An 11,825-nucleotide genomic window follows, 5' to 3' on the forward strand; every position below is an offset into this window, starting at 1 on the left:
TGGAGATCAGTCTGCGGGCCTGGCAGGGCTGCCAATTTTCGGATTCTCGAATCCGTCCCTGCCAGGCCCTAACTGTTTGCGGCGGCCCGCCGGACTGCTCCAGCCAAAACGCCCGTTCTGCCGACGCCATGCGTCGGCCCGGGCGCAAGAAGCGGAGTAGCCGGCGGCCCCGCGCCGTGAAGGAGATGCGCCCTTGCGAGAACCGCTGAATGACGTGCGTTTTTGGCAGCAGATAGTGGGCGGCTCCAAGCGGACGGTCGTCTGTTCGCCCGGCCAGGCTGGTGCGGTGCGCACCGCGATCGAGCGGAGCGGGGCCGCTGACATCCTCTCCGTGGTGGCGAGCCCCGTCGTGCCGGATGGTCAGGCGTACCTCGTCGATGAGCAGGCCATCGAGGCCGAGCATCGGGAGAACATCGACATCGCCCAACGTCAGGGGCCGTGGCCATGAGCTGACCGCGGCCCGGCGGTGCTCGATCGGCGTAGTGGCGTCTCGGACACAAGCCCCTTACCGCACCGGTCAAAACCTTGACCGGTCAATACTTTGACCGGATGCTGGTGGTAAACATTTTGACCAGGAGGGGTCCCATGACCGACCACCCCAACAACGCCAGCTCCGGAACCACCCCGGACGCCGATGTCTCGTCCATGCTCGCTGCCGAGTTGACCAGGACAGTTCCCGCAGCCGGCGACGCCAGCTCCCCCACCGACCTGAGGGCCGACCTCGACGCCGCCATCTCCAGCCTGCTCGACGCCCAGGACCAGTTCCGGGCGAGGCTCACCCGGATCAACCAAGCGGGCCTCAGCGCTAACGAAATCGCACGCCGCGTCGGAGCCGCCAAGATCCTCTCAAGGCCCAAAGTGCTGGAGCTCCTCCGGGATCTCGGAGAGGGGATCAAGCGAGCCGGTGAGGCGGCCAGCGCCGGAACCGCGGCCATGCACAGCATCGGCGAGAGTATCCGCAAGTACGAGGAAGAGGAGTCCCGCTGACTTGATCAGGGGAGCGAAGGGCGCCCCCGCTGCGTGAAGCGGGACGCCCGTCTCCCGCGAGTTCGCAGCTCCAGGGTCCGAAGGCGGCCCGTCTGCAGCATCACCGCCAGCGGAGGGCCTGCTGTCAGGCAGCGGTCGGCGATCAGCCCAGCCGCCCCTCCATCCACCGTGAAGGCCTGTCCCGCGAGGCTACACCGGTGGTCGCAGGCTGCGATCATGGACCGCATGACGGCCGCCCTCACCCTCGCCTGCGATGTACTGCCCGTGGCCGACGGCGCGCTCATCGTGCCGCACGTCCTGCCGATCCACGCCCCGGAGAGCGTGTACGGGATGACCGTTCAGGAGCGGCTCGGCATTCCGCCAGCTTGAAGCCTCACGTCACGGTGTGTCACACTTCCCGCAGACAGATCACTTGTGCCCTCAGCCAGACGGTTGGGGGCATTTCGCATGTCTGGGGGTGAGCGTGGACCCCGAACCGATCAGCGCGCGCGACGCCGCGGTCCGTCTCCGCCGGCGGCCCTCCACCTTCCGGAAATGGCGCGAGAGGTACGCTGCCCGCGTCATCGGTCGCGAGCAGCGGCGGATCTATTACGACTGGCGTGACCTGGCGACGATCGACGGTTGTCTTGCCCGCGGCGAGGAGGTGCCGGCGACACCGGAGAAGCGCGATGAGTTGCGTGCGTCTCTGCGTGAGCGTTGGCAGGGTGCCTAGTCGGTGACCCGGTACATCGCGATCTTGGCGAGTATCTCGTCAGTGACCGGTTTGATCATCCAGTTCTGGCTGGGCGCCACCTGATGTAGCAGCACACTCTTATGGTCGGGCATGCCTAGGTCGCCGATCAGGTCAACGTGGTAGGCGTGCAGCTCCGGCCGCGGCTTGATCGGCCGGCCGTGATCGTCGACGGTCCCGAACGGCACGCGCGGTGCCTCGTAGTAGGCGTGCACTGTAGCGACGACCCAATACCGGATCGGGTCGTCATGAGGCCCCACCCAGCCGCCTGCGCCCTTGTCGTAGGGCCAGTTCTGCAGCACGACCCGTGACGCCTCCACTCCTGGATTCTCGTACACGCGTTCGACGGCTACTGGGGTCGGGGGTGCACATGGCCACCGTCTACCAGTACCTCCCTCCGGAGGAGGCGGCTCTTCGGACCGCGGCTGGTTTCCCTCAGTTCGTGATCAACCAGGGGACGACCTTCCCGGTCACCGGGCTGGCGTTCGACGGCGCAGGCACGGCCCAGGAATACGCGTACTGGAAGTTCACGCCCTTCGGGTACGCAGCCGGGGCAGACGTCACCGTGGAGATCATCTGGTACGCCGTCTCCGGCACCAGCGGCACCGTCAACTGGGGGGCGGCCATCGCTGCCATCACGCCAAGCGCGGACACCGAAGACGTGGAGACAGCCGGCTTCGCGGGCATGCCAACGGTGACAACCAGCCATCTCGGCACGACGGCACGACGGCTACACAGGTCCGTCATCACGGTTACGGACCAGGACGGTATGGCTGTCGGTGATGAGTGCTGGCTGCGCGTCATGCGTAACCCGGCGGTGGACACGCTGACGGCTGACGCGATCCTCACGAGCGCCCGGATCTCCTACCCGGACACGTAGGAGGCGGGTCACGTGGCGGTCCGGTTCGACGCCGACGGCGACGGCTACACCCGGGTCACCGGCTTGGCCAGCGTGGCGAGCTGGACGGTCACCTGCTGGGCGCGGCTGGCAGTGAACCGCGGTACGGCGACGGTCCTGTGGCAAATCGACAACGGCAGCGGCACCAACCGGCTGCGATGCAACGCCTGGGACGGCGCAGCGCTGACCTATCAGACTGATTCAGGCGGTTGGTTCGGAACTGCCGGGCAGACGATGACGGTCGGCACCTGGTACTACATCGGCATCTCGGCCGACGCGAACCCGGGCCTGGTCAGAGTCCGGATCAGGGCGGCCGGGAGCACCACGTGGGCCGGCGGGAGCCCAACCCAGACCAACGTCACGATCAGCGCCAACACGCTACGTATCGGCGATGGGCAGGCCGCAAACGAGTTCCTCAACGGGACGCTGGCGGCCGTCAAGGTGTGGAACGCGCCGCTCACGATGAATGAGCTGGAGCTGGAGTCCTCGACGTACATGCCGCAGCGGACCGTCGGGTTGCGCGGCTGGTATCCATTCACGCGGGTCGAGAACGTGGACTACTCCGGCCTGGGCCAGGTCCTGACACCGGGCAGCGGGGCGACGCTCGAGGACGGCCCGCCGATCCCTTGGCAGCGAGGACGACGCCGGATCGTCGTCAGCACCGCCATCCCGAGCATCGACGGGGAGGTGGCTGGCAGCCTGCCGCCGCTGGGCGGGGAAGCAGCCGGGACTGCCCAAGTGTCTGGCCAGGCCGCGCCGGGGCTGCCCAGCATGTCGGCGGCCGTGCAGGGCGCGGCCGAGGTCGGCGGCGACGCCGATGGGGCGCTGCCCGCATTCTCGGCCGCGGTGGACGCCTTCACACACTCTCCCGGGGAACTGGCCGGAACGCTGCCGGCGCTGTCCGCCGGGGCAGAGGGCAACATTCCGCTGCCCGGGGAACTCGTCGGCACGCTGCCGCCGCTCGGCGCGGCGGCGGAAGGCGAAGTCCTGTCCGGCGCGGTGGACGCTACGCTCCCGGCCTTCGACGCTGCCATGTCCGGCACCGCGATTGTGGAAGGTGCCGCAGACGCAGAGCTGCCGGGCTTCTCGGCGGAGGTCGCGGCTGACGTCATCTACGACGTCACCTTGGAATCGCCGGGGCCTGAGCTGGACTGGTCGGCTGGCCTGCCCGCCTCGTTGATGGACGCCGGGAGCGCCGCCTCTGCCTGGGCTGCTGGTCGGCCTACGGCTTGACCGGGAGGGGGACGGCGTGCTGCGGATTTCGTGGCTCTCGGTCGTGTTCGTCAAGGTGCCGATCACGAAGGGGCCGCCGGAGTTCACCGAGCTGCCGGTGCATATGGCGATCGTGCCGAAGGGGCAGGACCCGATACCCACCGACTGGAAGCCGGCGGCGTGGATCGACATCCGGGCGTCCGTGCTGGTCGGTCCAGGGACGGCGCTGCCCCTGGAGAAGGGGCTCACGTACGGCATTTGGGTCCGCGTCACATCCGCTCCGGAGGTGCCCGTTCTCGGGCCCTTCCCGCTGCACATCACCTGAGGAGGGCCGACGATGGTCACACGTATCCCCGACGGCGTCCGTTCGGCCGCCTGCGACGCGGTGGTGGACCGGGTTGACGCCGGGACGACCAATCCGGCCGGCAGGTTGCGGATCTACAGCGGGTCGCAGCCCGCGTCGGCGAACAGCGCGCCCACCGGCACACTGTTGGCCGAAGTGCCGCTGGCGCTGCCCGCGTTCACGGCGGCCAGCAACGGCGTGGCCACTCTGCTCGGCGTCCCACTGAATACGGACGGCTTGGCCGCTGGGACCGCCGGATGGTTCAGAATCGAGGACCGCGACGGCGCTACGGTGATCGACGGCTCAGCGGGCACAGCCGGGACGCAACTGATCCTCAACACGGCCACGATCTCGCCCGGCGTGACCGTGCAGATCAACTCCGGCACGATCACGATGCCCGGAAGCGAGCCGTGACCTGGTGACAGCGACGCTGTCGCCCTGGAGGGTGGCGGCCGACCGCTTCCGGCCGAAGCCGCGCAAGTGGGTGAGTCCAGGCGCGATGGCGTCCGCCATCGATCGGGGCCACCGGCAGACGGCGATGCTCGCCCGCATCGACCAGGAGCTGGTGGAGCTGTTCGACGGCAGAGACGACCGCGGGTTGATGATCTTCACGCCTCCGCAAGAAGGCAAGTCGGAGCGGGTTTCTCGCAGGACGCCGGCATGGCTGCTGGCGCACGATCCGACGCTGCGGATCGCGATCGTGTCTTACTCGGCCGATAAGGCCGTCAGATGGGGCAAGCAGATCCTGCGGGACGTCCGCACGCACACCGAGCTCGGGATCACGCTCAGGAAGGACGCGCAGACGGCGGGCCGGTGGGAGACCGAGCAGGGCGGGCGCCTGTTCTGCGTCGGCATCCAGGGCGGCATCACGGGCGAGCCCGTGGACGTCATGGTGATCGACGACCCGGTGGAAGGCCGCGCCGAGGCCGAGTCAGCCACGTACAGGGAGGCAGCCTGGGACTGGTGGGAGAGCAACGCGTCCACCCGCCAGTCGTCCCGCTTCCGGGTGCTGCTGATGATGACCCGCTGGCACGAAGACGATCTCGCCGGGCGGCTACTAACGCGGGAGCCAGGCCGGTGGCGAGTGCTGCGGATCCCGGCGATCGCTGAGGAGGGAGACCCGCTTGGCCGCCGCCCGGGTGAAGAACTGGCGTCGGTGCAGCGGCGCCGGCCCGGGTTCTTCCGCCGGCTGAAGGAGCTGCGGAGCGCGTACGTGTTCAGCGGTATCTACCAGCAGGCGCCGACCGTCGCAGAGGGCAATCTCTTCCGCCGCAGCGACTTCCGGTACTGGCATCAGATGCCCCCGGACCCGTCGAGGCACGGCCCGATGTCCGGCAGCCGAATCGACCTCGGAGGCCGAGCGGTCGCGCTCGACGACTGCTGGAGATTTCTCACGGTCGATCTGGCGGCGAGCACACGAACGTCGGCAGACTGGACGGTCGCCTCCGTGTGGGCGATCTCCCCAGATGGCGACCTGATCCTCCTGGACCGGCGGAGAGCCCGGATCGAGGAAGCGGACCACTGGGACCTGGTGCGGCCCCTGCGGGAGCGGTGGGCGGCCGACACGGTCTACGTGGAGGCCGGGTGGATCGGCACCACGCTGGTAATCGACGCGACTGCCAGCGGAGTGCCGGTGCAGCCGCTCACCGCCGACACCGACAAGCTCACCCGAGCGCTGCCCGCCACATCACGCCTGAAAGCGCACCGGGTGTGGTTCCCCGCGGGGGCGTCCTGGCTGGACGAATGGTGCGACGAGCTGGCCGGTTTCCCCTCGGCACAGCACGACGACCAGGTGGACACGCTGGCGTACGCGGCGCGCGTGGTGACGATGCACTGGGTGCGCCAGGACGCCCCCGGCGCGGACGGCGACGACGTGCCGGCCGGCGGCGCGATCGAGCAGGCGTACACGGCGGCGACCGGCGGCGACAGCGGCGACGTCGACTTCATGTCCCTCGAATACTGACCCGCGGCTGGCCACGGCCCGCCACGACATCGGAGCGGGGTGAGTGATGGCCCGCGCGCCGATAGAGGGATTCCTGCTGACCCGCGTTGACGTCCCGGTGGTGCTGCGCGTCGGCAGCGCCGACTACGAACTCGGCAGCGTGAGCGTGCCGGTCTACGCCACGCAGGGCGACCGCCAGCCAGGCCAGCACGCCATCGCCGTGGAGTTGAACGCCCGTTTGGACGGCACGGAGCTGCGGTCAGGGGTCGCCCAGATGCTTCGCGACGCCGCCGCCAAGCTGGAGGAGGCCGTCTCTCATGGTGGGTAGCGTCCCGACCAGCGACATCGGCGGCCTCGACTCGATCCTCGGCGGCTGGGTCGATGACTGGCTGGAGATCCTGCCGGACCTACAGTGGCCGACCAGCGTCCGCACCTACGCCAAGATGCGCCATGACCCGCAACTCGCGGGGGTCCTCGCCGCCTACACACTGCCGATCAGGCGGGCTACATGGCAGCTGGACCCCGCCGGCTGCCGCGACGAGGTTGTGCAACTGGTTGCCGACGACCTCGGGCTGCCCATCAAGGGGGTGGACGCCAAGCCGACCGGGGCGCGGCGGCGCGGCGTCTCCTGGGCCGAGCACATCCGGTTGGCGCTGCTGTCGCTGGTGTTCGGCCACATGGTGTTCGAGCGCCGCTACGAGATCCGGCGCGGCCAAGCACGGCTGGTGGCGCTGGGCGAACGGATGCCACACACCATCGCGGACATCGAGCTGGCCCCCGACGGCACGATCCGGTCAGCGTCGCAGGACATCGCGGGCGGCGGCCGACCGATCCCAGCTCACCGGCTGGCCTGGTACGTGCACGCCAGAGAGGGAGCCAACTGGGCGGGCCGATCGGTCATGCGCGCGAGCTACGGCCCGTGGCTGCTGAAGCACGAGCTCTGGAGGATCAACGCCACGTCGATCCGGCGCTTCGGGATGGGAATCCCTGCGGTCGAGGCCCCGCCGGGCGCGACCGCTGGCCAGATCGCCGAGGCGCAGAAGCTCGCCTCCGCGATGCGCGCGGGCGACCAGGCCGGCATCGGCCTGCCGCCCAACTTCAGGTTGAGCTTGACCGGCATGAGCGGCTCGGCCCCGGACGCGCTGGCGTTCATCACCTACCTCGACCAGCAGATGAGCAGATCGGCTCTGGCGGGGCTGCAGGACCTGGGCAACACCCCTAACGGCTCCCGGGCGCTCGGCCAGTCGTTTCTGGACTTGTTCCTCCTGAGCTTGCAAGGGATCGCCGACGAGATCGCTGACGTGGCCACGTCCGGACACCCGTCGATGCCGGGCGTCGTCACGCAACTGGTCGACTTCAACTTCGGCGAGGACGAACCAGCACCGAAGGTGATCGCGGCCGACGTCGGCACGCGGCATGAGGTCACCGCGGAGGCGCTGCAGCTGCTGCTCTCGGTCGGCGCGATCACCGCCGACGACGAGCTGGAGGCGTACATCCGGCAGGCGATGCGACTGCCGGAGAGAGCGGAGAACGCGCCGCCTGCCCGCCGCTCCCAGACAGACCCGGACGCCGACCCGGATGCGGAGCCCGATCCTGAGCCGGACGAGCCCGATGGGGGACAGCAAGGCCATCGCCGCCCGCCGTCCCGGCCGCGAGCGCGCACGCCCAGGCAGCGCAGGCCGCGGGCCGCGACGCAGGAGCGGCGTCAGCTGACCCTTGACGAGGCGCAGTCCGGCGTCGATCCCGACGCGATCCAGACCCTCTGGCAGGAGGCGCTGGACGCGCTGATCGCCGCGTGGGAGTCGATCTCGCAGGCATGGCGGGACACCCTCGCCGAGCTGGTGAAAACGGCCGTTGATGCCGGGGACCTGCCGGGGCTCGCACAGATGCAACTCGATGCCGCCGACGCCGAGCAGCTCCTCACCGACGCCATGACCGACCTGGCGGCGGCGTCCGCTGAACAGATGGCGGCGGAGGCCGCCGCGCAGCAGGTGCAGGTCGAGCCGCCGCCGGTCGACGAAGGCCACCTCGGAGCGATCGCCGCCGCCCTCGCGGTGCTGCTTGCGGTGTGGCTGGCCGGGGCCGCCGCGAGGGAGGCGCTGCGGCTGGCCATCCCCGGCGCCGACGGCGGCCAGGTCGCCGACGCCGTCACCGAGCATCTGGAGAGCCTGTCGGACGCCTTCCTGCGCGAGCAGCTCGGCGGCGCGCTCTCGACGGCGCAGATGTCCGGCCGCCTCGCCGTGCTCGAAGCCGCCCCCGCAGCCCGCTACCAGGGGCTGGAAGTGCTCGACACCAACACGTGCAGCCCGTGCCGGGACATCGACGGCCACGTCTTCGGCGGCCTGGCCGAGGCTAAGGCCGCCTACGCGCCGGGCGGCTACATCGACTGCCAAGGCCGGCTGCGCTGCCGCGGCACGGTGATCGCGATCTGGACTCAGGAGGAGTGACGGGTGAGGCACATAACCGCGCGGCCACGCGCCCAACAGCGGGAGGAGCGCGCCGACTGGTACCGCATCCGCAACGCCGCCGGCGACGACGACGGCCCCGCCGAGGTCTACATCTACGACGAGATCTCCTACTGGGGCGTCTCCGCGCAGGACTTCATCGGCGAGCTGAAGGCGATCACCGCGAGCGAGATCCGGCTGCGGCTCAACAGCCCGGGCGGTGACGTGTTCGACGGCATCGCGATCGCCAACCTGCTCAGGTCCCACCCCGCCAACGTCACGACGTGGGTGGACGGTCTGGCCGCGTCGATCGCGTCGGTGATCGCCCTCGCCGGCGACCGGGTGGTCATGCAGCCCCACAGCCAGATGATGATCCACAACCCGTGGGCGCTGTGCATCGGCGATGCCGACGACATGCGGGACGCGGCTGAGCGGCTGGACCGCCAGTCCGACAACCTGGCCGCCGTCTACACCGAACGCGCCGGCGGCGACGTGCAGCATTGGCGCTCCCTGATGGCGGCCGAGACGTGGTTCACCGCGGCGGAGGCGGTGACGGCGGGCCTGGCTGACGAGGTCGCCGAGCGCCGCCCGCCTGAGGACGCCCCTGACGACGAGCCTGACGAGGCGGCGAAGGCGCTGACCCGCTCCTGGGACCTGACTGTGTACCGGTACGCCGGCCGCGAGCGGTCGCCCGCCCCGAACCTGGCCGTCGTCCGCAACGCCCGCCTGCCGGTGAACGGACAGGCCCAGCATGCTCCCCCGGCCGGGCCGGCCGCGGGGGCCCAGAAAACACAGGAGGAGGACAGCATGTCCACTCTCGCCGAGGGGCTGCGTGAGCGGCTCGGCATCACCAGCGCCGAGCTCGACGACGACGCCCTGCTGCAGGCGCTCGACGAGGCGCTGGAGGAGCGCGCCGACGACGACCCTGCTCCGCCCGCCTCGCAGCGGCAGGAGCCGATCGCGGCGCAGCTGCCCGACGGGATGGTGCTCGTCGATGAGGCCACCCTGTCCGAGCTGCGCTCCAACGCGGCCGAGGGCGTCGCGGCGCGGGCGCAGCAGCGTGCCGAGGCGCGCGAGCAGGCGCTGAACGAGGCCGTCCGTCTCGGGAAGTTCGCGCCCGCCCGGCGCTCGCATTGGGCGAAGGCGTGGGACGCCGACCCGGACGGAACCCGCCAGCTGCTCGATTCGCTCGCTGAGGGGCTGGTCCCTCTGGAGCCGATCGGCGAGCCCGGCGGCGAGCCCGACACCAGAGACGAGGACGCGGCGTACGACCGCATCTTCACGACCCCCGGGAGGGCGTAGCCGTGGCTGACTACCTGCCCGTTCACCGGAACGGGGCCGACCCGTTCACGGTGACCGTCAGCGCCTCCGTCCTCGGCGGCCAGGTCCTTGCGGCCTCCGGCGTCGGCACGGTCGCCCCGACTGCGGGCCCGTCCGGAGCTGCGATCGGCGTGGCCCAGCACGACGCCCCGACCGGCGGGCTCGTCACCGTGTGGCCGATCAGCGGTGTGATCCACGAGACCGTCAGCCCGGCCGGTGTCACCGCTGGCGCGGCCCTCACCTCGTCAACGTCTGGCGGAATCGATTCCGGGACGCTCGCCACGGTCGCCGCCGCGGGCACCCACATCGGCACCGCGCTCACCACGGCCGCAGCGGGCGCCAAGGCCCGCTGGATCGGCCGCTAACAGGAAGGACAAGGCACGATGCCTGTGAACCCCCCGGGAGCGCCGAACCTCGCCGGCGACCTGCTTACCATTCATCGGCTCCTGCAGTCGCCTGAGCAGCTGCGGCGGCGGCTGCGCACCCTGGCTGACATGCGGTTTGTCGCCGACCGGATTCTGCCGCAGCGGTTCCGGAGCAGTGGCGGGGCCGTGTTGTATGAGGTTTCCGAGCCGATCACGACGTCTCGGCCGGTGGAGGCTGTGTCGCCGGGCTCCACCTACCCTTACGCGCTGACCGCCGATGGCGCCGCTGCTCTGGCGGCTGTGCAGGATTGGGGTCAGGCGTCCCGATTGACGGACGCGGCCATCAAGCGACGGATCCGCGGTGGTGACGAACTGGACCGTATGCTGCGGAAGGTTATCAACACGGTCCTGATCAAGGTCGATTCTCTGGCGATCTCCGCCGTAGCCTCCGCCGTGACCCAGACCGTTGACGCCGACACCTACGGCGGCGCGTGGAACAGCTCGGCGGCGAACGTGTTGCGGACGCTGGAGATCGCGAAAGCCTTCCTCGTTGACCTGGACATGGGATACGAGGCGGACACGCTGCTGCTGTCGTCGGAAATGTACGCGATCATGGTCAGCGACGAGAAGGTCAACAACCTCCGCCGTAGGGAGACGCTCGACAACCCGATCTACGGCGGCGAGGTCGAGATGATCGACGACCTTGTCGTGGTGAAGGCCCCCGCCGGCCGCCTCCCGAGCAGCGATGTGTGGGTGCTCGATTCGAGCGAGCTGGGTGGGATGGCCGACGAGGTCGGGCCCGACCCCGGCTACGTGCAGGCCGAGAACGGCGTCCAGGTCCAGACCGAGCGGATCGCACGAGCCAACTCTTGGGACATCTGGGCGCGGCGTCCGACGGTACCCGTGATCCAGGAGCCCGGCGCGGGTGTCCGCATCATCGACACTAAGGACTAGATGATCATGGCGACGACGTATCAGGTTGTGGCGCCGTGCGTCACCAACGTCCCGGTGAGTACGGGACAGGGGACGCAGATGGCGACGTTCTACACCAACCATCTGCTGCCTCCGTCGGTGCCTGCCGACCGGATCAAGCATCTGCTGTCGCTCGGTCTGATCAAGGCAGTCGAGCCCGCCGAGGAAGCCAAGCCTTCCGAGGCGGTCAAAGCGGCCGGCCCGGCAGCGCCACCGGTCACCGCCCGCTCCTCCAAGGCCGAGCTCGTCGCGCACGGCGTCGCCCGAGGCGACGATGCCGCCGAGCTGGAGAAGGCGACCCGCGAACAGCTGCTCGCCCGGTACGTGAGTAAGCCGGACAAGCAGTAGCTGACGTGGCCCGGCGTCACCCCCGTAGGCGCCGGGCCACCCGACCGTGAACCCCAGGGGAGGTGAACGGTCGTGGCCGAGCCGTGGACGCCGAGCCTGGAGATGGTGGCCGACCACATCCCCACCCGGACCCGGCCCATCGAACCGCCGGGCGAGACGCGGTATCTCAACACGTTCACGTCGGAGACGACCCCGACCGACGTACAAGCGCAGCGGCATATCGAGGACGCCGTGGTCACGGTGCTCGCCACGGTGGGCGGCGTC

17 protein-coding genes are annotated in these 11,825 nt (G+C 69.8%); 16 read left to right on the plus strand and 1 reads right to left on the minus strand.

Annotated elements, in window-relative coordinates:
- The first annotated feature begins 193 nt into the window (after positions 1-193).
- From ABD844_RS52495 to ABD844_RS52510, 4 genes are all read left to right on the plus strand, one after another.
- Complete coding sequence (locus tag ABD844_RS52495) at positions 194-448, plus strand: hypothetical protein (protein WP_344897712.1); 255 nt, start codon at positions 194-196, stop codon at positions 446-448.
- Between the two features lie 137 nt (positions 449-585).
- Entirely contained in the window at positions 586-987 is a 402-nt protein-coding gene (locus ABD844_RS52500; RefSeq protein WP_344897715.1) for a hypothetical protein, read from the plus strand.
- Between the two features lie 216 nt (positions 988-1,203).
- The gene (locus ABD844_RS52505; RefSeq protein ID WP_344897718.1) at positions 1,204-1,356 is read left to right on the plus strand and encodes a hypothetical protein; all 153 of its coding nucleotides are present in this window, start codon (positions 1,204-1,206) and stop codon (positions 1,354-1,356) included.
- A gap of 88 nt (positions 1,357-1,444) precedes the next feature.
- Positions 1,445-1,699 (plus strand): hypothetical protein, encoded by a 255-nt coding sequence (locus ABD844_RS52510; protein ID WP_344897721.1) that lies wholly within the window; start codon positions 1,445-1,447, stop codon positions 1,697-1,699.
- Here ABD844_RS52510 and ABD844_RS52515 read toward each other — a convergent pair.
- Positions 1,696-2,019 (minus strand): hypothetical protein, encoded by a 324-nt coding sequence (locus ABD844_RS52515; protein WP_344897724.1) that lies wholly within the window; start codon positions 2,017-2,019, stop codon positions 1,696-1,698. The genes ABD844_RS52510 and ABD844_RS52515 overlap by 4 nt on opposite strands.
- Before the next feature lie 68 nt (positions 2,020-2,087).
- Here ABD844_RS52515 and ABD844_RS52520 point away from each other — a divergent pair, with 68 nt between their 5' ends.
- The 12 genes from ABD844_RS52520 to ABD844_RS52575 form a co-directional block, all read left to right on the plus strand.
- Positions 2,088-2,597: a hypothetical protein gene (locus tag ABD844_RS52520; RefSeq protein ID WP_344897727.1), complete on the plus strand. Its 510-nt coding sequence runs from the start codon at positions 2,088-2,090 to the stop codon at positions 2,595-2,597.
- Positions 2,598-2,609: 12 nt separating this feature from the next.
- Positions 2,610-3,848, plus strand: a complete 1,239-nt coding sequence (locus ABD844_RS52525; RefSeq protein ID WP_344897730.1) for a LamG-like jellyroll fold domain-containing protein — start codon at positions 2,610-2,612, stop codon at positions 3,846-3,848.
- A gap of 16 nt (positions 3,849-3,864) precedes the next feature.
- Positions 3,865-4,152 carry a hypothetical protein gene (locus ABD844_RS52530; RefSeq protein WP_344897733.1) on the plus strand — a complete coding sequence of 96 codons (288 nt, stop codon included), beginning with the start codon at positions 3,865-3,867 and terminating at the stop codon, positions 4,150-4,152.
- Between the two features lie 12 nt (positions 4,153-4,164).
- The gene (locus ABD844_RS52535; protein ID WP_344897736.1) at positions 4,165-4,584 is read left to right on the plus strand and encodes a hypothetical protein; all 420 of its coding nucleotides are present in this window, start codon (positions 4,165-4,167) and stop codon (positions 4,582-4,584) included.
- Positions 4,585-4,588: 4 nt separating this feature from the next.
- Entirely contained in the window at positions 4,589-6,133 is a 1,545-nt protein-coding gene (terL, locus tag ABD844_RS52540) for a phage terminase large subunit (RefSeq protein WP_344897739.1), read from the plus strand.
- 46 nt (positions 6,134-6,179) lie between these two features.
- A complete protein-coding gene (locus tag ABD844_RS52545; RefSeq protein ID WP_344897742.1) occupies positions 6,180-6,440 on the plus strand; it encodes a hypothetical protein in 261 nt (86 codons plus the stop codon).
- Positions 6,430-8,559, plus strand: coding sequence for a phage portal protein family protein (locus ABD844_RS52550; protein ID WP_344897745.1), 2,130 nt, complete (start codon positions 6,430-6,432; stop codon positions 8,557-8,559). The genes ABD844_RS52545 and ABD844_RS52550 overlap by 11 nt, the downstream gene beginning before the upstream one ends.
- Positions 8,560-8,562: 3 nt before the next feature.
- Positions 8,563-9,858, plus strand: coding sequence for a head maturation protease, ClpP-related (locus ABD844_RS52555; protein WP_344897748.1), 1,296 nt, complete (start codon positions 8,563-8,565; stop codon positions 9,856-9,858).
- Between the two features lie 2 nt (positions 9,859-9,860).
- Positions 9,861-10,241 (plus strand): capsid cement protein, encoded by a 381-nt coding sequence (locus ABD844_RS52560; RefSeq protein WP_344897751.1) that lies wholly within the window; start codon positions 9,861-9,863, stop codon positions 10,239-10,241.
- 18 nt (positions 10,242-10,259) lie between these two features.
- Positions 10,260-11,195 carry a phage major capsid protein gene (locus ABD844_RS52565; protein WP_344897754.1) on the plus strand — a complete coding sequence of 312 codons (936 nt, stop codon included), beginning with the start codon at positions 10,260-10,262 and terminating at the stop codon, positions 11,193-11,195.
- Positions 11,196-11,561 (plus strand): hypothetical protein, encoded by a 366-nt coding sequence (locus ABD844_RS52570; protein WP_344897757.1) that lies wholly within the window; start codon positions 11,196-11,198, stop codon positions 11,559-11,561.
- A gap of 72 nt (positions 11,562-11,633) precedes the next feature.
- Positions 11,634-11,825: hypothetical protein (locus ABD844_RS52575; RefSeq protein WP_344897760.1), on the plus strand; the 192-nt coding region annotated here is incomplete at its 3' end.

The organism is Nonomuraea antimicrobica (assembly GCF_039536965.1).
Classification (GTDB): Bacteria; Actinomycetota; Actinomycetes; order Streptosporangiales; family Streptosporangiaceae; genus Nonomuraea; species Nonomuraea antimicrobica.

What these genes read in the sequence shown, in the direction of transcription:
- ABD844_RS52500 (WP_344897715.1), top strand. Translation starts at nt 586, where the DNA reads ATGACCGACCACCCCAACAACGCCAGCTCCGGAACCACCCCGGACGCC.
- ABD844_RS52505 (WP_344897718.1), top strand. Translation starts at nt 1,204, where the DNA reads ATGGACCGCATGACGGCCGCCCTCACCCTCGCCTGCGATGTACTGCCC.
- ABD844_RS52520 (WP_344897727.1), top strand. Translation starts at nt 2,088, where the DNA reads ATGGCCACCGTCTACCAGTACCTCCCTCCGGAGGAGGCGGCTCTTCGG.
- ABD844_RS52535 (WP_344897736.1), top strand. Translation starts at nt 4,165, where the DNA reads ATGGTCACACGTATCCCCGACGGCGTCCGTTCGGCCGCCTGCGACGCG.
- ABD844_RS52545 (WP_344897742.1), top strand. Translation starts at nt 6,180, where the DNA reads ATGGCCCGCGCGCCGATAGAGGGATTCCTGCTGACCCGCGTTGACGTC.
- ABD844_RS52550 (WP_344897745.1), top strand. Translation starts at nt 6,430, where the DNA reads ATGGTGGGTAGCGTCCCGACCAGCGACATCGGCGGCCTCGACTCGATC.
- ABD844_RS52565 (WP_344897754.1), top strand. Translation starts at nt 10,260, where the DNA reads ATGCCTGTGAACCCCCCGGGAGCGCCGAACCTCGCCGGCGACCTGCTT.
- ABD844_RS52570 (WP_344897757.1), top strand. Translation starts at nt 11,196, where the DNA reads ATGATCATGGCGACGACGTATCAGGTTGTGGCGCCGTGCGTCACCAAC.